We start from the raw sequence: 19371 nt of genomic DNA, 5'->3' as shown, positions 1-19371 counted from the left end.
CCGAAGCAGGTCGAATCGAACAACCGGTGGACAAATCAGACAAATCTGGACGGTCTGTTTACTTCTGGTGAACGGAATCGAGACCCATTCGGAGAGAAAGGTTTTCCCGCGATAGTGTGCAGGCATGCGGGAGGGCGGCCAAGATATGCGAGTGCGCACGAAATTCTCCAGCGAACTGATGGCGCTGACCGAGGAGCTCGCGCATATGGCGCAGCTGACACAGGAGGCCTCCGAGCGGGCCACGACAGCGCTCCTCGCCGCCGACCTGACGGCCGCGTACGAGGTGTTCGCGCTCGAAGAGCAGGTAGAGATCGAGCACGCCAAATGTGAGGACCGGTCGGTCATCCTGCTGGCCCTGGAAGCCCCGGTGGCCCGTGACCTGCGCCAGGTCATCACCGCCATGCAGATCGCCGACGACCTCCTGGCCGTGAGCCGATCGCTGAGCCGCGTCGCCGACGTGGTGGTGCGCCGCTACCCGAACCCGGTGGCCCCCGAGCATGTCCTGGACCTGCTGGTGGAAATGTCCGGCGCGGTCACGCATCTCGCCGCCAGCGCGGTGAGAGTCATTGCGGCGCAGAACCCGCCGCGCGACCGCGTGCTGGTCCCGCGCGACGAGAACCTGGAGCGCCTGCGCGGCCGTCTGGTTGAGCTCGCGGCCGACGACGGCTGGGCGCACGGGTCGGCCATGGCCATCGACATCGCCCTACTGGCCCACCACTTCGAGCGCGCGGCCGACCACTGCGTGCGCATCGGCCGCCTCATTCGCTTCTTCCACACCGGCATTCCGCTCTACGCGCAAACGGAGGCGTAACCGCCACCTCCTGTGAGGGGCCCCGATCGGCGGGAGTAAGCTGCCCGAATTGCTTCATGGCGAGGTCTTTTCGAGTAGCACCGCACGCACGGCAAGCCGAAATCCGACAAGGGCCCCAAACATGCCAAACAGCTCTACCCAGGCATCGGTATCCACCCCGTCGCGGGTGGCAGCGCCGGTCCGGGTCGCACCGTCCACCGAGAAATCAGCGCCGAGCGAACCCTCGGCGCCCGCCGACAGAACGCTCTCGCACCGCCAGATCATGACCATCCTGTCCGGCTTGCTGCTCGGGGTGTTCCTCGCGGCGCTGGACCAGAACATCGTCAGCGTGGCGATCGTCCGCATTGCCAACAGCCTGCACGGCTTCGACAAACAGGCCTGGGCCACCACCGCCTACCTGATCACCGCCACCATCTCGACGCCGCTCTACGGCAAGCTGGCCGACATCTACGGCCGGAAACCCTGCTACCTCATCGCCATCGGCGTCTTCGTGCTCGGCTCGGTGGCCTGCACCTTCGCCACCTCCATGTACCAGCTCGCGGGATTCCGCGCGCTGCAGGGCGTCGGCGCGGGCGGGCTCATGTCGCTGGCCTTCACCATCATCGGCGATATCGTGCCACCCCGCGAAAGGGTCAGGTACCAGGGCTATTTCATGATGGTCTTCGGCATCGCCACGGTGCTGGGCCCCGTCCTGGGCGGCTTCTTCTCCAACGCCGACCACATCCTCGGACTGTCCGGCTGGCGCTGGGTGTTCCTGGTGAACGTCCCGATCGGCGCACTCGCGCTGGTGGTGGTCGGCAAGGTGCTCGACGTGCCCTTCGAACGGCACCGCCACCGCACCGACTGGCTCGGGGCCATAACCCTTGCGGCGGGCACGGTTCCGCTGCTCATCGTCGCCCAGCAGGGACGCGAATGGGGATGGAAGTCGCAGCACGCGCTGCTCTGCTACGGCATCGCGGCCGCCGGGCTGACCGCGTTCCTCATCGTCGAACTGCTCATGAAGGACTCCGCGCTGATTCCCCTGCGGCTGTTCCGCAGTCGCACCTTCAGCATCGCCATCCTGGGCGGATTCATCGTCGGCGTCGCCATGTTCGGCGCGATCGTGCTGGTGCCGTTGTACTTCCAGGTGGTGCGCGGGTATTCGCCCACGCGCTCCGGGCTTTTCATGCTGCCACTGGTGCTGGGCATCATGCTGGGCGCGCAGCTGTCCGGGCTGGTCACGAAGTTCACCGGACGCTACAAGGCGCTGCCCGTCCTGGGCTCGCTGATCATCGCCGCCGGATCGGTGCTGTTCGCGCTGGTCCGCTTCGACAGCCCGCTGTGGCAGCCGCTGCTGTACTGCGGCGTCATCGGTTTCGGTCTGGGCGGCTGCATGCAGACGCTGATCATCGCCGCCCAGAACGCGGGACCGCGCGCCGACATGGGCGTGTCCACGGCATCGGCCACCTTCTTCCGGCAGATGGGCGGCACCCTCGGGGTCGCGGTGTTCCTCACCATCCTGTTCAACCTGCTGCCGCGAAAGATCCTGGCGGCCTTCGGCGGTCAACTGCCGCCGGGTTTCGATGCCGCGCAGCTCGGGCGGATCGAGGCCAATACCAGCGGCATCGCGGACCTGCCGGAACAGGTGCGCACGCCCATCCTGACCGGCTTCACCCATGCCATGGGCGGGGTGTTCGCGGTGGCCGCCGCGGTCGCGGTGGTGGCGGCGGTCGTGCTGCTGTTCATGAAAGAGATTCCGCTGCAGGACACTCCGGAACCGGTGGTGGTCGTCGAGGAGGAGATCCTCGAGCCCGAGCCCGAGCTCGAACCGGAGCCGGAGTTCGTGTTGGAGGAGGCTCCGGGGCTGTCGGTGTCGGGCCGGGTGCGCCGGGAGGACGGGCAGTCGGTGCCCGACACCGTGCTCACCCTGATCGATCAGCGCGGACGCCAGGTATCGCGAGCCGTCGGCGACGCGGAGGGGGAGTACCTGATCGGTGCGCCGCGCACGGGTGGGTACGTGCTGATCGTGTCCGCCTACGGCTATCAGCCCGCCGCGGTGAGCATTTCGGTCGGTAGCCGCCCGCTTCGGCTCGATGTCGCCCTGCTCGGCTCCGGTGAGGTGTCGGGCGTGGTGCGGTCGGCGGGCCGGGGCGCGCCGCTCGGCGACGCGACCATCACCCTGACCGACCACTTCGGTGACGTGGTCGGCTCGGCCGTCACCACCGCCGAGGGCGACTTCACCTGCCGCGGCGTGCTGGCCGGGACCTACACGCTGGTCGCGGTGGCCGAGCACATGCGGCCGTCCGCGGTCACCCTCACCGTGCCCGACAGCGGAATGCTGCGCCACGACATCGAACTCGCGCCGCGCGCGGTCCTGGCCGGATCGGCGTGCAACGACCGCGGCGCCGGCATCCCCGACGCCCAGATCACCGTGCTCGACGAGGCCGGGGACCTGATCGCGGTCACTCGCACCGACGACACCGGCCGCTATGTGGTGCCGGATCTCGCGGAGGGCCGCTACACCGTGATGGCCCGCGGCTATCCGGCCGCCTTCAGCCGGGTCACCGTGGCCGACGGCGAAGTGGCGCACGATGTCCTGCTCGGGTACGAGCGGATGGAGGCGGCGAGCGTCGACCGCAGGGAGATGGTGGGCGCGGACCTGCGGGAGGTGGCGGACCGGGTTTGAGATTTCGGCGAGCAGGACGACGGTCCAACTGCTAGGTTCCGCACTGAAAACAGTCCCTTCTTCGGTATTGGGGACTGATCCAGGGGAGACCAGACATGAAGACCTCGCGCGCACTGCTCACCGCCGCCGCCCTCGCCGCCGTCCTGCCCGCGGGGGCCGTGTCCGCCGAACCACCAGCCACCACGGTCAACGAGTATGTGGCCCTGGGCGACTCCTGGGCGGCCGACGCCACCCTCAGCCAGCTCAGCACCGCGTTCACCCCCGCGCCCTGCGCGCAGAGCGCCCACAACTACGCCAAACAGGTGGCCGCGGCGCTGGCGGTGCCGGTCTTCCGCGACGCCACCTGCGGCGGCGCGGTCACCGCCAATATGACCCAGCCGCAGCACACCGTGCTCGGCTCCAACGCGCCGCAGTTCGACTCGCTGACCGAATCCACCGATCTGGTCACCCTCGAAATCGGCGGCAACGACGCGAATCTGGCGGCCATCGTCACCGACTGCATCACCCTCGACCCCGCCATCAGCCCCTGCCTGAACTCGATGGTCGCCGACGGGGTCGACCGGATGTCGCAGAACATCGCCCGGACCGAGCCACGCGTGGCCGCCACCATCGCGGGCATTCGCGAACGCGCGCCGCACGCCCGCATCCTGCTGCTCGACTACTTCGAAGGCATCGGCCTCGACGGCGGCTGCTGGCCGGTCATCCCGATCTCCGACGGCGACGCGGTCTGGCTGGGGCAGAAGCTGATCGAACTGCACACCATGCTCGAACGGGTGGCGGCGAGCACGGGAGTCGATTTCGTCGACACCTACGCGGGCAGCGCGGGCCACGACGCCTGCCGGCCCGTCGGCACCCGCTGGGTGGAGGGGCTGCTGCCGTTCTCCGGCAACCCGGTCGGCCTCGCCGTCCCCTTCCACCCCAACCAGCTGGGCGCGGACTATCAGGCCAGGCGCGTGCTGGAGCGACTCGCCGCGTCCTGACCGCTCAGTTCCGGGGGCGGATCCACACCCGGTTGTCGTGGAACACCGCGCCGCCGCCGAAATCCGAATCCCGCTCGGCGACGGTGGCGTTGACGGTCGCGCCGCCGGAATGCTTGGCCCAGCGGCCCTTCGGGGTCGCGGCCACACCCGGGCGGACCATGTCGGAGACCTCGGCGACGGCCTCGAAACTGCCGCGATCATTGCCGACCGTCACCGGGTCGCCGTCGGCGATACCGCGCGCGGCCGCGTCGTTCGGATGGATGGTGACGCGGAGTTCGCCTGCGCGGCGGCGCAATTCGGGATTCGAACCGAACCCGGTATTGAGGAAGTAGTGTGACGCCGCCGAGATGAGCACCAGGCCGTCACCGGGATCCGCGGGCGGGGTGTATCCGGCCACCGGATCGTGCCCGGCCGCCGCCACCTGGTCCGAGACGAACCGGAGCTTCCCGTCGGGCACCGGACCCGGCTCGATCTTCAGGAACCCGTCCGCGCGCAGCCGGTCCACGTCGTACTGTTTCAGCAGCTGGTTCGCCAGCTCCTCATCGGACTCGTAGAGCGCCGGCTCGGTCAGCCCCATGCGCCGGGCCAGCCGCCGGAAGGTCTCGGTGGTGGGCAGGCATTCGCCGGGCGGAGCCACGGCGGGCTCGTTCCAGACCAGATACAGATTGCCGTAGGCGGCCAGCACATCGAGGTGCTCGGGCTGCATGGTGGCCGGGAGGACGATATCGGCGTAGTCGACCGTATCGGTCGGGAAGTGTTCCAGCACCACGGTGAACAGATCCGCACGGGACAGGCCCTCGATCACCCGGCGCTGATCGGGGTTGGAGCCCACCGGATTCGCGCCGATCACGAACAACGAGTGCACCGGCGGACCGTCCGGATCCAACAGGGCCTCGCCCATCCGGGTCATCGACAGCGTCCGCACCGGATGCGGCAGCAGATCGAAACGGGTCAGGGCGTCGATGTCCAGACGGAAGTGACCGCTGGTCGAATAGTGCAGCCCGCCACCGGGAATCGCCCAGTCGCCGGTGACGCCGGGCAGACAGGCCAGGGTGCGCAGCGCCATGCCGCCGCCCGCGTGCCGCTGCATGCCCTGCGAGGCGCGGATGGCGGTGGGGCGGGTGGCGGCGATCCGTTCGCCGAGCGCCACGATGCGCTCGACCGGCACCCCGGTGATGGCGGCGGCCCGTTCGGGCGGGTACTCGGCGATGCGGGCCCGGAATTCGGGCCAGCCCTCGGTGTGGGCGGCCAGGAACTCCTCGTCCTGCGCGCCCAGCCCGACGATCACGTGCATGAGACCCAGCGCGAGCGCGGCATCGGTGCCCGGCAGCGGGGCCAGATGTTCGTCACAGCGTTCGGCGGTCTTGGTGCGCACCGGGTCGATCGCGACGGTGTACGCGCCACTGTCCTGGATGAACTTCCAGACGTGATGGCCGGAGGTGAGCGGATTGGTGCCCCACAACAGGATCAGCTTCGATTTCGCCAGGTCCTCGGGATCCATGCCGCCCGACGTGCCCAGCGTGTACCGCAACCCGACCGTGCCCGCGACCGAGCAGATGGTCGGGTCGTGCCCGGACGCGCCCAGCGCGTTGAAGAAACGCCGCCCGGAAAGACCCTCCAGCCCTTGGATGAAGCCGAGGCTGCCGGTGCCGTGGAACGGCCACACCGCTTCCCCGCCGTGCTCGGCGATGATCGCGGTGAGGCGGGTGGCGATCTCGTCGAGCGCCTCGTCCCAGCTGATCGGCTCGAACCGGCCCTCACCCTTGCGGCCGACGCGGCGCAGCGGGCGGGTGAGGCGTTCGGGGGAGTGGACCTGCTCGAGGTAGCGGTTCACCTTGACGCACAGCGCGCCCCGGGTGACCGGATGTTCCTTGTTGCCGCGCAGGCCGGCGGCCCGGCCGTCCTGGACGTCCACCACCCAGGAGCAGGCGTCGGGGCAGTCGAGGGGGCATGCTCCCAGTACCTTCACGTACTAGATCGTATGCAGGGGCTCCGACACCCGCGAAAGACGAGGATACGGCCGGTTTTCCAGTGCGACACGCCTATGCCGTCATGTGACGACACGCGGTCGAGCTGGGGTAGTCTCGGCCCGCGGCTAATCAGCCGCAACAGGAGTGCGGGGGCGGAAGTGCGCGGTGGAATGGGAGATTCATGATCACCCCCGGCCGAGGTCTAGTCGGTGTCGTGTCAGGATGCGCGGCGCTGCTGACCGGCTGCGCGCACGGCGGACACGGCGAACCCGCGCACGCGCACCAGTCCAATGCCGAGCACTCCGTCGGCGACACCGCCGAGATGCAGCGCAGCGCCTTCGTCACCGCCTGCGCGGGCACCTCCGCGGGCTGGCAGGCGACCGCCGTGGTCAGCAACCGGGATGTGGTGGAGCACCGGTATCTGGTGGTGATCAGTTTCCAGACGCCCGAGTCCGCGGATCTGGAACGCACGCGCACCGAGGTCTTGGTGGCGCCCGGCGCGACGCAGGACTTCACCACCGAGACGCTGCTGGATCCGGTGGCCCGGCCACAGACCGTGCGGTGTGTGCTGCGCGGTGTCGAGCAGCTCTGATCGATACTCGCTATTCGGGCGCGAGTCGGACGGGTCCGTCACGAAAGTTGCGCGGGGACAGGGGCGGACGCCTAGGATCACCAGCGCCGGCCATGCTCCGTGGGCCGCACCAGTAGGAATAGCTGAAGGATCACTGACCGTGCGTGGGTGACCAGGCGCGTTCTCCGGATGTGGATTTGTCGGTGCCATGGTGCATGCTCTTGGCACGCAGCTGTCCGCCCCGTCCGCCCCGGAGTGCCCATGTCGACCCGTACCAAGCCACAGCCCTTGTCGGATACCGAGATTCGGGAGATCGCCGCGGAAATCGACGCTGGCAGACCGCCTATGGTGTGGTTCACCGCGTCGGCGGTCGGTGTTCCGGAAGGTCGTTCCGGCAAGGTGATGTCCCTCGGCGATCCGTCCGAGGGCGATTTCCTCCAGGTGAAGCCGACGGGCTCGAAGGACGTGCTGTCCTTCGGTCCCACCGAGGTGACCCTGACCAAGCCGGCCCGGCAGAACCCGGCCAAACCGGCCACCGCGCCGGCCTCCGGCGCCAAACCGGCCGGTGCAACCCCCAGAACGGCAACCAGGAAGGAACCGACCGTGACGATGTCGTCCCCCGCGACGATGCCGGCCGCCGCGCCGAGCACCCCGCCCGCTCCGGAAGCCACCCCGCAGCCGGCGGGCGAGCCCGCCGCCGAGGCCAAGAAGGCCTCGCGCCCGGCCCGCAACGCCGCCGCCACCGCGTCGGCCGCCCGCAAGCCCAAGGCTCCCGAGGTGACGGTCACCCTCAGCGGCACCGGCGAGGGCGAGTGGACCCTCGATGTCGTCAACGGCAAGAAGCGCACCATCCGCGGCCTGGCCGTGCCCAGTTCGGCTGTCTCCCAGGCCGCCAAGATCCTGCACCCCGAGGTGTCGGAGGTCGTGGATTCGATCCTGGAGTCGGTGCGCGCCTCCCAGCGCGCCAAGGTCGAGCAGCTGCAGGCCGAGCTCGAGTCGGCGCGTCGGTTATTGGAAGACCTGGCCTGAGAGCGGGGCGTTCCAGCCTGAGGGCTGACGGCCCAACCCTTTTCGTGTGGGTTGGGCCACAACTCCCCATGTCGGTGGGGCATGACCGCCGAGCGTGGGTCGAGTGAACCACCCCGTAGCGCGAGTCATCGCCGTGTACGCGGCGGCTACCGCGCGCTCACACCGCGGATTCGCGCTGCCAGGTGCGGGTGCCCGCCTCGGGGCGGTTGCGACGCAAGTCGTCGTGGAAGATGTAGCCGAGGGAGTATTCCTTGGCGTGGTACATGGCCGAATCCGCCTCGCGCAGTAACTCGTAGACGGTGGTCTCGGTCTCGCGCGGTTTGGAGCACGCGATGCCGATGCTGGCCGCGATGCGCACCTCGGCCGCGCTCAACTCGAACGGTTCGCCCAGCGTGGCCAGCAGGCGTTCGGCCAGTTGCAGGGCGTGCGGCCGGGCCAGCGGGGCCAGCACCACGAATTCGTCTCCGCCGTAGCGGGCGGCCGCGTCGTCGCGGCGGATCACCCGGCGGATGCGGGCCGCCGCATTGGCGATGAGCTCATCACCCACCGCGTGCCCGTAGTTGTCGTTGACCCGCTTGAATCCGTCCAGGTCGATGAACAGCAGCGCCAGGGGCTGTCCGGCCCACCGGTCCCGATTACGGTGCAGCGCCCGCAGCAGGGCGGCGCGGTTCAGGAGTCCGGTGAGCATGTCGTGGTCTGCCTGATACTGCGCGCGCCGCTCGCTGCGGGCGCTGCGTTCGATGGCGCGCTCGCTGCGTAGCAGCACTCCGGCTAGTAGTAGCGCGAACAGCGACGAGACCACGGTGCGGTCCAGGGTGTCCAGGCTGGAGCCGACCACCGGCACCAGCGAGGCCACGATCATGACGATGGCGATGATGCTGGCCCGCTGCCGGGACCGGTGCGGGTGGATATCGCGCGGCCCGCCGAGCACCACCATGCTGGGGTGCAGCGCGGCCGCGCCGATCAGGGTGAATCCCAGCTGCAGCGGCAGCAATTGGATCTGGCGGCCGATCACCGCCGAGCCCGCGGTCTCCAGGTTGTAGGCCAGGTCACCGGCGAGGATCACCAGCATGGCCAGATGCACCAGGCGCAGTGAGGTTTCCGAGCGCTCCGAGGTGATCACCGAATGCACGATCACCGTGAGCAGCAGCGCGTCCACGATCGGGTCCGCGACGCAGGTGACGGTGGTGAAGTCCAGGTCCCGGGACATGTGCAGCACCGGCGAGATGAGGAAGGTCCACGACAGCAGCAGCGCGCCCAGCCCGATCAGCCCGGAATCGAGCAGCAGATCGTGGTCGGTGCTGTTCTGGCGCGGGCGCAACCACAGCACCGCGGCCACCCCGACACAGCAGTAGCCGCTGAGGGTGAACAGGTCGTCGAAGGGGTGCCGCTGGGAATCGGAGATGTGGCGCAGCGCGGTGCCGATGGCGAATTGCACGGCGGCCGCGGAGAGCAGGTACCACGGCAGCGGATGGCGGGGGCGGAACTTGCGCACCCCCATGCCGATCATGGTGAGACTGATGGCCACCGACACGAACAGCGTGCCCAGCGCCACCGCCTTGGAGTTGATCACCAGGGGTAGGCCGAGAATCAGTACGCCGCAGATGAACAGGACCGTGCGCCAGCAGATGTTGAAACGCCTCGGCCGTCCGGCCGGTTGTACTTCTGTTCCCACCAGCCCCCCTGTCCGAGCAGTACTCGAAAAGACACCGCCGATCATCAACCGTGTGTGTTGCGGTACGAGCATAGGTCCCCGCGCTGCGGTGGCAGAGTGCCCGGTCGAGAAAGGCGCTGCCACTTATTGGGCAACCGAACCGATCATGACATGAAAGCGGGCGGTCCGGATGGGAGTTCGGCGAACCCGCAGGGCCGCTTTCGGGAGACTCGCTATGCTCCCCGCAGATCGAACCGTACGCCCCGCACACCCCGGTGAAGAGGAGCCCGACACGTGGAATCGACGGCGGGACGCTGGTGGGCTCCCGGACGGGTCAACCTGATCGGCGAGCACACCGACTACAACGACGGGTATGTCCTGCCCCTCGCGCTGCCGCTGGGCACGACCTGCACCGCCCGCGCCAGACCGGATGGTGTGCTGCGCCTGAGATCTGAGCAGGCGCCCGGCGACACGGTCGACACGACAACCGCGGATCTGTCCACCGCGGGCTGGTCCGACTTCCCCGCGTGGTCCCGCTACCCCTTGGGCGTGATCCGGGAATTCGAGCGTCGCGGCCACGAGATCCGCGGCCTGGACATCGACCTCGACAGCACCGTCCCGATCGGTGCGGGCCTGTCCTCCTCGGCCGCCCTGACCTGTTCGGTCGCCATCGCCGTGCGGGACCTGTTCGCCCCGAGCGTCTCCACCGCCGACCTCATCGACATCACCCGCACCGCCGAGAACGTCTACGCGGGCGTCCCCACCGGCGTCCTCGACCAATCCGCCGCCCTGCTCTGCACCCCCGGCCACCTCCTCTTCCTCGACACCCGCACCGGCAAGACCGAACACATCCCCTTCGACCTCGCCCGCCACGGCCTCACCCTGCTCATCGTCGACACCGGCGCCCAGCATCGCCTCATGGACAGCGCCTACGCCACCCGCCGCGCCGAATGCGCCACCGCCGCGGCCCAACTGGACGTCCCCACCCTCCGCGACCTCCCCACCGCCGCCGAGATCGACCGCCTCCCCGACCCCGTCCTCCGCCGACGCGCCCGCCACGTGATCACCGAGAACGCCCGTGTCCTGCGAATAGCCGAACAATTGCGCTCCGGTGCGGACCCCCGCACCATCGCCCCTTTCCTCACCGCCGGCCACACCTCCCTCCGAGACGACTTCGAAGTCTCCGCCCCACCCCTCGAAACGGCCGTTGCCGCAGCCCTCACCGCCGGCGCCCACGGCGCCCGTCTCACCGGCGCCGGCTTCGGTGGCAGCATCCTCGCCCTCATCGATCAGAGCCGCGCCACCGCGGCCTCCCGAAGAATTCGAGAAGCCTTGACCGCCAAGGGATTCACCGCCCCCCACATCTTCACCGCCACCCCCTCCGCCGGTGCCCATCGTCTTGGCTGACCAGGGCCGCAGTCGCCGATATCGGTGGGCCCACAACTGTCTCCTGTCCCCGAGGTCGTGACTCCTTCGCCCGTCGGGCGTGCGAGCACCTGCTCGGCGGCGTGGACGACTTCGACGACGAGATGGTCGACGGCGTGAACGGGACGCCGGCGAAGATCAAGACGGCCGTCGAGGCATCCCGGATTCCTGCGGTATAGAGCCGGAGTCGGTGTGCCCGCCAACCGATCGCGGATGCGGTGATCGGATGGCGGGCAGCGGTTTTCGGGCTACTTGGCGGGCTTGATCGACGGCTGGTTGATCGTCGTGAAGTACTGGACGGCGGCGGCGATGGCGAACGGGGCGGTGACGAAGACCTGGCCGGCAATGGTGCCGAGGAAGCCGACCGCGGCGGCGCCTGCGATGCAGCCGGCGAGGGGGCCCGCGCCGAACATGGTCAGCAGGGCGCCGGTGAGGGCGGTGCCGGCGATGCCGCCGATCAGGCAGCCCAGGGCCGCGCCGCCGAGACCGCCGGTCAGGGTGCCGATGGTGGCGCCCATGGACAGGGTGCTGGTCATGCGGCTCCAGGCGGCCTGCTCACGCTCGTAGTCGGTCTTCCACGGGGCGCTGTTCTCGAAGGGGAGGGCGACCGGCTTGTAGGTGGCGTGCGCGAGGTCGATCTGCGGCGTCAGGGTGGCGACGCGGTCGTGGATCTCGGTGGCGATGGGGAAGACGAAATCGTCCACGCGGAGGGACAGCTCGGTTCCGGCGACCGTGGTGCCGTCCGCGGCCTTGATGGTGAACACGCCGTTCTCGACGCCCATGGAACCGGCGTCGGTGCGGATGACCAGGTCCTTGTCGCTGCTGGTGGCCGTGTAGTTGATGGCACCGGCGTCCGCGGGGGCGGGGGCGGCGTTCACGGTTCCGGCGGTGACGCCCAGGGCGGTGGTCACGAGGGCGGCGGACACGGCGAACTTGTTGAGCTTCATCAGTTTTCGATCTTTCGTCGGTGCGGGTCAGAGGCCGCACGAGAGGCGCAGGTCGCGGTCGCGCGAGCTGCGAAAGGGTGCAGGGGGTCGGCGGCACGGCCCGGAGGCCGTGTCGCTCAGTGGATTTCGGTGCCTAGGCCGTCTTGGCGCGCACGCGGGCTCCCACTCCCACGAGCACGTCGATCACCAGGAAGGCCAGCAGCGGGAGGCCGATCATCGGCACGAACCAGCCGACCACGGCGGCGCCGGCCGCCAGCGGCAGCAGCACGATCAACGGAGTCTGCGCGATCGCGCGCCGCGGAGCCTTACCCACGGCCAGCTTCGACTCCTTGGTCGGGCGACGACGCCACCACATGAGGTAGCCGCGCACGATCACCGTGCCCAGCCCGATCATCGCCGCCAGCAGCAACAGCTGATTGACCAGGCCGAACAGCAGGCCCATATGGAACTGGATGCCCCAGTTGGTGAGCTTGGCCATCAGCGGCCAGTCGGCGTAGGGCAGCTTGGCGGTGACATTGCCGGTCGCGCCGTCCACCGCGATGGCATCGCGGGTGTACTGCCCCGGACGCCGCAATTCCTGCGCGACGAAAGCCATGCTGTCCTTCGCCGGAATGCTGATCTCCAGCGGCCCCTCCAGGCCGTTGGCGCGGGCGACGCCATAGACGGTGTCGGCCAGTGCCGCCTTGCCCGCCGGGGGCGTCGCCGCGGGTGCGTTGCCGTGCCCGTCGTGCTCGCCGCCCGCGGGCTTGGCCGGACCGCTCGATCCCGGCAGCTTGGCGTTCACCGCGGGGGTCTGCCAGCTCATGGCCTTGCGCAGCTCGGTCACGTTCTCACCCGCGTACTTCGACCAGGTCATACCGGTGGCCGACAGCAGCAGGATCAACGGCAGGATCCAGACGCCCACCACCGCATGCCAATTCAGCGTGCGCGCGCGGGGCCGCGACCGATCCGGACGCAGCAGCCAACCGGCCGAGCGCTTCTCGCGCCGCGCCCGCACCCGCCGGTACCAGAGCACCAGCCCGGCCAGTGCGACCAGCCACATCCAGGACGCCGCGATCTCGCTGTAGAAGCGCCCGACCTTGCCCAGGTCCAGATCCTTGTGCAGCTTGTCGATCCAGGTGCGCAGGGGCAGCGCGCCCGAGCTGCCGTAGACGACGTCATCGCCCACCGTCTGCGCGGTGACCGGATCGACGAACACGGCCCGGCGCTCGGACTCACCCAGCGACGGATCGCTGAAGATGACCCGCGTGGTGTCACCGGCGTTCTGGCCGGGAGCAACGGCCACCAGCGCCAGCGCAGGCTCGACCGCCTGCGCGGCCGCGATCTGCTCCTTCAACGGCTTGGCCGGGCCCGTCGAATCGGTGTGCAGCAGACCGCTGGAGGTGATGTTCTCCAGCGTCGGCGAGATCGCGTACAGCGCGCCGGTCACGGCCGCGATCAGGATGAACGGCGCCACGAAGACGCCGGCGTAGAAGTGCAGGCGCAGCATGAGCGCCTGGAAGGCATTGCCCGCACCGCGCTTCGGGGACTTCCCGGACGCCGGTTCCGGCGTCGGGGCAGGGGAGGGCGGCGGTGTCGTCTCGACACCGCTCTCAGTGATTGTCACCAGTGGTCTTTCAGGTTCGAGGGAACACCCGGAACGCGACGTACGGGGACACGTCGATGCGGCGCTGGGCCGGCACCCATGACCCCCTCACGGCGCGCACGCGGCGCACAGCGGTCATGGGAGTGCCGGGACACGCAGACACCACCGCGACCGGTCGCGGGCGTACAACGAAGTCACACGAACGCGAAAGTCCGTGTGCCCGGGTGAAAGTAAGGAATCAGCCTCGAACGAGCGCGGGCGGCCCGCGGGTACGGAAGACGTCGGCCGCGAAGATGCGCAGTACGACCAGATCCCGGTGCGCGATGGGCAGCCGCGGCGGCCCCGACAGCACCGGCAGTGCAATGGGCAGCGGCAGCACCCGGGCCAGCACCGTGGTGCCGATCCGATAGGCCGCCTCCGCGCCCAGAATGACCACCGCCGCGACACACGCGGCCGTGATGTGCGCGGCCAGCATGGCCGGACTCCACATCGAGGCGGTGTGATGCATGTGGTGCATGCTCCCCGGCGAACCCCACATCATGGCGAAGTGCCCGAGCAGCTGCCCGCCGATCAGTGCGAGCACCAGACCCGGAACGGTGGAGCGCAGCGCGTGCACGCTCGCCACCGCCGCGCCGACCGCGGCCGAGGCGGCGACCAGCAGCGTCAACGGCCCCGATTCCAGGGGCGCGGCCCCCGAGATCCAGCCGTGCGCGGCCATCGCGAGCGCCCCGGACACCGAACCGGCCGCCCCACCGCGCAACACCGCAGCATCACTGCGGAATTGCGCCGTACTGCGGCCGGATTCGAAACTCACGCGCTGATAATAGCGATCGCGGTTTTGCTCAGACGCTCGTGCCCCGCTGCCGGGCAGCGGGGCACGAAAAGAACTGGCTATGAGAGTCTTCCGCACCCGGTCGGGGCGCGGAAACCGCTGGTCGCGAACCTGCGGCGAAGATCCTAGTTCTCGGTGATCTCCATCTCGATGAGCGGCTTGCGCAGCAGTTTGCCGGTGGCGTTGCGCGGCAGCTCGTCGAGGAAGATGACCTCGCGCGGCACCTTGTACCGGGCCAGGTTCTCCTTCACGTAGTCCTTGATCTCCTGCACGTCGCGCTTGGAGTCGGGGCCGGGGACCACGATGGCGCGCAGCCGCTTGCCGAAGTCGCGGTCGTCGACGCCGACCACGGCGGCCTCGAGGATGTCGTGCCGGTTCGACAGCAGGTTCTCGACCTCCTGCGGGAAGACGTTCTCGCCGCCGGAGACGATCATGTCGTCGTCGCGGCCGTCGATGAACAGCAGCCCGTCGGTGTCGAAGTGGCCGACGTCGCCGGAGGACATCAGCCCGTCCACGTACTCCTTGGTGCGGCCGTCGGTGTACTGCTTGAACGAGTGCCCGTTCTCGATGAAGATCGTGCCGGTCACGTTCGGGGCGGTGACGCGCTTGCGGTTCTCGTCGTACAGCGCGACGCGAATACCGACCGGGGCCTTGCCCGCGGTGGTCGGGGCCTTGCGCAGCTCGCTCGGGGTGGCCACGGTCATGACCGCGCACTCGGTGGAGCCGTACACGTTGTAGAGGGTCTCGCCGAAGTAGTCGAGGGTGCGGGTGACGACGTCCGGCGGGATCGCCGAGCCGGCCGCGAAGATGACGCGCAGGGTCGCCTTCGGGTCGTACTTGGCGAGGGTCTCCTCCGGCAGGTCGAGGATGCGCTGCAGCATGGTCGGCACCACGGTCAGGCCCTGCGCCCGGTACTTCACCAGGTTGGCGAGGGTGGTCTCGGGGTCGAAGCGGCGCTGCTGGAACACCACCCGGTTGCCCAGCGCGATCGACAGCGTGAACTGCGACAGGCCGGTGGCGTGGAAGATCGGGGCGGCCATCACCACGGTGCTGTTGCGCGGCAACGGGATTCGATCCAGGAACTGGGCCGTGATGAACGGCGACACCTTGTCGCGCGGCGCGCCCTTGGGGGTGCCGGTGGTGCCCGAGGTCAGGATGACCATGCCGCCCGGCTTCTCCGGCGGCGCCAGCGGCGCGGTGGACTGACCGGCCGCGACCGACTCGATGGTCGGGATCGACGGGTCGGCATTGTCCTTCTCGTCGACCCAGGTCAGGATACGCGGAATCTCGGCCGGGATGGCCGACATGAGGTCGAAGAACTCGCTGTCGTGCAGCACCGCCTTGACCTTCTCGCGGACGGCCACATCGGTGAACTGCGGCTTGGCGAAGCCGGTGTTCATCAGCACCGCGCGCACGCCGAGCTTGCCGGCGGCGACCAGGCTCAGCACCATGCCGCGGTGGTCGCGGGCCAGCACGCCGATCACGTCGCCGGGGCCCAGGCCCTGCGCGACGAGGCCGCGGGCCAGCGCGGTCGACTGCTTGTCGAGTTGCTCGAAGGTGAGCTCGCCGCGCTCGTCGACGATGGCCGCGGACTTCGGATTGGTGTTGGCGGCGTGCACCACCGCGCCCGCGAAGGGGCCGAACTTCAACACGTTGATCGCCGAGCGCACCGCGTGATCGGGGCGCAGCGGATTGAACAGTCCCCCTCGGACCATCGCGTTGACGCTCAGTGCGGTATCGCCGGCCTTGCGTAGAACCGTGCCCGCCGATGGAAGTGACATGGGTACAACCTTCCGCGGTCCCCCTGCCGGACGAGTCCGCCGACGGACCACAACATCGAGATCCAGTGCGGTGCTAACCCTAGCAAGCGCAGGCAGCGAGGATGTGGCCGAGGTCTCCGTTACTCGCGGTTACGAATAAACCTCGCAGCTCGTGGTGTGAATCCCAGGATTGCCACCGTGTCGCGGTGATCGGGACCGGGAAGGTGCGGGTAAGCGCCGCCCGTGATTCAGGCCGCGGGCGGCTCGTATTCGACCAGGACGCGGCGCAGCAGCTTGCCGGTCGCGTTGCGGGGGAGATCGTCGAGGAAGAAGACCTCGCGCGGCACCTTGTAGCGGGCCAGGTTCGCCTTCACATGCGCCTTGATCTCCTCGGCGTCGAGCTGCGCGCCCGGCTCGGCAACCACGAACGCCCGCAGCCGCTTGCCGAACTCGACATCGTCCACGCCGACCACGGCGGCGTCGAAGATGTCGGCCCGCTCCAGCAGCAGGTTCTCGACCTCCTGCGGGAAGACGTTCTCCCCGCCGGAGACGATCATGTCGTCGTCGCGGCCGTCGATGAACAGCAGTCCGCGGTCGTCGAAATGCCCGACGTCGCCGCTGGACATGTAGCCGTCGATGACCTCCTTCTTGCGGCCGTCGGTGTAGCCCTTGAACGGCGAACCGGAGCGGATGAAGACGCGGCCGGTGACGTTCTTGGCCAGCACGCGGCGGCCGTCGTCGTCGAACAGCGCCACCTCGCAGGTGAGCGGGGCCTTCCCCGCGGTGCCCGGGGCCACGGTCAGATCCTCCGGCCGCGCCACCGACGCGATCGCGCACTCGGTGGAGCCGTAGAGGTTGTAGAGCACCGGGCCGAACACCTCGGCCGTGCGCGTCGACAGCTCCGGCGACAACGCGGACCCGGCCAGCACGATCCCCTTCAGTGAGGATGTGTCGTACTTCTGGCGAATCTCCTTGTCCAGCTCCACCATTCGATGCAGCATGGTCGGCACCGCCACCAGCATGTCCGCCTTGTGCTCGGCGATCAGGCGCAGTGTGCGCTCGGCGTCGAAGCGGCGGGCGGTCACCACCTTGTTGCCGAACGCGCACCCGGTCAGCCAGGTCGCGAAGCCGGTGGAATGGAAGATGGGGGAGACGATCACCATCGTGCCCCGATGCGGGAAGTCGATGCGGTCCACCATCTGCACGGTCGACAGCGGCCCGGTGCGGTCGCGCGGCGCGCCCTTGGGCAGGCCGGTAGTGCCGGAGGTGAGGATGATGAAGCCGCCCGGCTTCTTCGGCGCGGGCAGCGGCGTCTTCGCGTTGGATTCGATCAGCTCGTCCAGAGTCTTCGCGCCGGACGGTATTTCGGTGCCCTCGTCGATCCAGGTCAGGACGCGGGGCAGCTCCTCGGGCAGGGCGTCGAGCAGGCCGAGGAATTCGCTGTCGTGCAAGACGACTCGCACGTTCTCGCGCTCACACACCTGCGCGAACTGGGGTTTGGCGAAACCGGTGTTCATCAGTGCCAGCCGTGCCCCGAGTTTGCCCAGGGCGGCCATGGTGAGGATCAGTCCCCGGTGGTCGCGGGCCAGCACGCCCACCACGGTGCCGGGGCGGACGCCGTTGCGCTGCAGGCCGCGGGCCAGCGCGTTGGACTGCTGATCCAGCTCGCGGTAGGTGAGCTCACCCCGCTCGTCGGCCAGGGCGGGCAGATCCGGGAACATGCGGGCCGCCCGGCGCACCGCCGTCGCGGGCGGTCCGAAAACCCGTGCGTCCCTGAGTAATCGCACCGTCTCCACCGGATCGGACGGGTCGCTCAACCCCAATTCTCGCAACCGCCGCAGTCCCTTGAGCGCCTCGCCGGTGTGCGCCATGCGTTGCCGAGTCGAATGCAGAACCGAGGCCATGCGGACCACCTCCGTTGACGAGACGCCCGCCGCCCACCCGACGACGGTAGCGCCACCGTAACAGGGGTATGTGACGCCGGTTACACATTTTCGGTCATATCGGGCATCGGTATGATTCGCGAAATTCTCCGAATTGTTAACCCTGCCGTCGCGCGGAGGTCACTCTCATCGCCCAGGCTGCGTGTTTCCCGCTCTCGAACTGATGAGGAACTCACATGGAACTTCTCGCCGTGCTTGCCAACATCGTCACCGCCATGGGCACCGGAAGTGCCGCGCTGACGGCGCTGTAGGCAGAACGCATGAAACAGCCCGCCGAGGGGACCGGCGGGCTGTTCGCGTTTCCGGGGTGCTCAGGCCTCGTCGAAGGCGGTGTTCAGACCGAGCGCCGCGGTGGCGTCGAGCTCAGCGGCGACGGTGGCCAGCTTGGCGCGGATCGCGCCCACGGCGTCCGGGCCCAGGGCCAGGCGCAGCGGGGCGTCCGGCTGACCGACCGAGGCCAGCACGGCGGCCGCGGCCTTGGCCGGATCGCCGGTCTGCTGCTGATCGGAGGCGGGCAGGCCATCGCGGATCGCGCCGACGGTCCCGGCGTAGTCGGGAATGGACGAACCGAAAGTGAGGGCGGCGGGCCGGGCGAACCCGGTACGGAACTCACCCGGTTCGACGATCAGGACCTGGATGCCGAGCGGATTCACCTCGGCGGCCAGGGCTTCGCTGGCCAGCTCCAGCGCGCCCTTCGCGGCGCTGTACGCGCCGACGCCCGCGAAGGACATGAACCCGCCCATGCTGGTCAGCTGCACGATCGCGCCGGAGCGACGCTCCCGCAACTGCGGCAGCACCAGCTGGGTCAGGCGCAGCGGGCCGAAGAACATGACCTCCATGGCATCGCGCAGATCGGCCTCGCTGGTCTCCTCGATCGCGCCGACGATGCCGTACCCGGCATTGTTGACCAGCACGTCGATTCGGCCGGCCTCCTTGATCGCGCGCTCGGCGGCCTCGCCGTCGCGCACATCCAAAGTCACCACCTGCACCTGATCCGGGTGTGCCGCAATGACTTCCGCCATCGTCTCGGGGCGGCGCACCGCGGCCACCACCTCGTCCCCGGCGGCCAGCACGGCCGCGGTGATGGCCGCGCCGAAACCACTGTTCGCGCCGGTGATCAGCCAGCGGCGGGGGTTCTGTGCACTCATTCCATTCCTTCGTCGCTGTGCCCCCGGCGAATTCACCCGGGGCGGTCGCGT

Annotated in this window: 15 protein-coding genes; 6 read left to right on the top strand and 9 right to left on the bottom strand. The window is 69.0% G+C overall.

Annotated features, from left to right (window positions below; genetic code table 11):
- Positions 1-151: 151 nt before the first annotated feature.
- Complete coding sequence (locus ACQPYY_RS26835) at positions 152-811, top strand: phosphate signaling complex PhoU family protein (RefSeq protein WP_433591455.1); 660 nt, start codon at positions 152-154, stop codon at positions 809-811.
- A gap of 54 nt (positions 812-865) precedes the next feature.
- On the opposite strand, the gene ACQPYY_RS26830 is transcribed toward ACQPYY_RS26835, so the two are convergent.
- Complete coding sequence (locus ACQPYY_RS26830) at positions 866-1081, bottom strand: hypothetical protein (protein ID WP_379094406.1); 216 nt, start codon at positions 1079-1081, stop codon at positions 866-868.
- Here ACQPYY_RS26830 and ACQPYY_RS26825 point away from each other — a divergent pair.
- Both ACQPYY_RS26825 and ACQPYY_RS26820 read left to right on the top strand, forming a co-directional pair.
- The gene (locus ACQPYY_RS26825; RefSeq protein ID WP_433591454.1) at positions 1074-3476 is read left to right on the top strand and encodes an MFS transporter; all 2403 of its coding nucleotides are present in this window, start codon (positions 1074-1076) and stop codon (positions 3474-3476) included. The genes ACQPYY_RS26830 and ACQPYY_RS26825 overlap by 8 nt on opposite strands.
- A 95-nt stretch (positions 3477-3571) precedes the next feature.
- Positions 3572-4456, top strand: coding sequence for an SGNH/GDSL hydrolase family protein (locus tag ACQPYY_RS26820; protein ID WP_379094409.1), 885 nt, complete (start codon positions 3572-3574; stop codon positions 4454-4456).
- A 4-nt stretch (positions 4457-4460) separates the two neighbouring features.
- On the opposite strand, the gene ACQPYY_RS26815 is transcribed toward ACQPYY_RS26820, so the two are convergent.
- Positions 4461-6425 (bottom strand): molybdopterin-containing oxidoreductase family protein, encoded by a 1965-nt coding sequence (locus tag ACQPYY_RS26815; protein ID WP_433591453.1) that lies wholly within the window; start codon positions 6423-6425, stop codon positions 4461-4463.
- Between the two features lie 215 nt (positions 6426-6640).
- On the opposite strand from ACQPYY_RS26815, the gene ACQPYY_RS26810 reads away from it, so the two are divergent.
- Positions 6641-7018, top strand: a complete 378-nt coding sequence (locus tag ACQPYY_RS26810) for a hypothetical protein (RefSeq protein ID WP_379094413.1) — start codon at positions 6641-6643, stop codon at positions 7016-7018.
- A 324-nt stretch (positions 7019-7342) separates the two neighbouring features.
- A complete protein-coding gene (locus ACQPYY_RS26805) occupies positions 7343-8026 on the top strand; it encodes a DUF6319 family protein (protein ID WP_379094415.1) in 684 nt (227 codons plus the stop codon).
- Positions 8027-8183: 157 nt separating this feature from the next.
- Here the strand turns inward: ACQPYY_RS26805 and ACQPYY_RS26800 are convergent, their stop codons facing one another.
- The gene (locus ACQPYY_RS26800; RefSeq protein ID WP_433591452.1) at positions 8184-9701 is read right to left on the bottom strand and encodes a diguanylate cyclase domain-containing protein; all 1518 of its coding nucleotides are present in this window, start codon (positions 9699-9701) and stop codon (positions 8184-8186) included.
- A 273-nt stretch (positions 9702-9974) separates the two neighbouring features.
- Between ACQPYY_RS26800 and galK the strand changes: the two genes are divergently transcribed.
- Entirely contained in the window at positions 9975-11087 is a 1113-nt protein-coding gene (galK, locus tag ACQPYY_RS26795; protein ID WP_433591451.1) for a galactokinase, read from the top strand.
- Between the two features lie 266 nt (positions 11088-11353).
- Here galK and ACQPYY_RS26790 read toward each other — a convergent pair whose 3' ends face one another.
- The 6 genes from ACQPYY_RS26790 to ACQPYY_RS26765 all read right to left on the bottom strand — a co-directional run bounded on the left by ACQPYY_RS26790 (position 11354) and on the right by ACQPYY_RS26765 (position 19320).
- Positions 11354-12052 carry a hypothetical protein gene (locus tag ACQPYY_RS26790; RefSeq protein WP_433591450.1) on the bottom strand — a complete coding sequence of 233 codons (699 nt, stop codon included), beginning with the start codon at positions 12050-12052 and terminating at the stop codon, positions 11354-11356.
- Between the two features lie 133 nt (positions 12053-12185).
- The gene (locus ACQPYY_RS26785; protein ID WP_433594734.1) at positions 12186-13541 is read right to left on the bottom strand and encodes a PepSY-associated TM helix domain-containing protein; all 1356 of its coding nucleotides are present in this window, start codon (positions 13539-13541) and stop codon (positions 12186-12188) included.
- Between the two features lie 334 nt (positions 13542-13875).
- Positions 13876-14451, bottom strand: coding sequence for a hypothetical protein (locus ACQPYY_RS26780; RefSeq protein ID WP_433591449.1), 576 nt, complete (start codon positions 14449-14451; stop codon positions 13876-13878).
- 143 nt (positions 14452-14594) lie between these two features.
- Positions 14595-16250 (bottom strand): acyl-CoA synthetase, encoded by a 1656-nt coding sequence (locus tag ACQPYY_RS26775; RefSeq protein WP_379094425.1) that lies wholly within the window; start codon positions 16248-16250, stop codon positions 14595-14597.
- Positions 16251-16477: 227 nt separating this feature from the next.
- The gene (locus ACQPYY_RS26770; protein ID WP_433591448.1) at positions 16478-18133 is read right to left on the bottom strand and encodes an acyl-CoA synthetase; all 1656 of its coding nucleotides are present in this window, start codon (positions 18131-18133) and stop codon (positions 16478-16480) included.
- 350 nt (positions 18134-18483) lie between these two features.
- The gene (locus tag ACQPYY_RS26765; RefSeq protein WP_433591447.1) at positions 18484-19320 is read right to left on the bottom strand and encodes an SDR family NAD(P)-dependent oxidoreductase; all 837 of its coding nucleotides are present in this window, start codon (positions 19318-19320) and stop codon (positions 18484-18486) included.
- Positions 19321-19371: the final 51 nt, after the last annotated feature.

The sequence above is a fragment of the Nocardia sp. CA-145437 genome (assembly GCF_050956485.1).
Classification (GTDB): Bacteria; Actinomycetota; Actinomycetes; order Mycobacteriales; family Mycobacteriaceae; genus Nocardia.
Note: the sequence above shows the minus strand (reverse complement) of the source record. Positions and strands in the feature narration are given on the sequence as shown.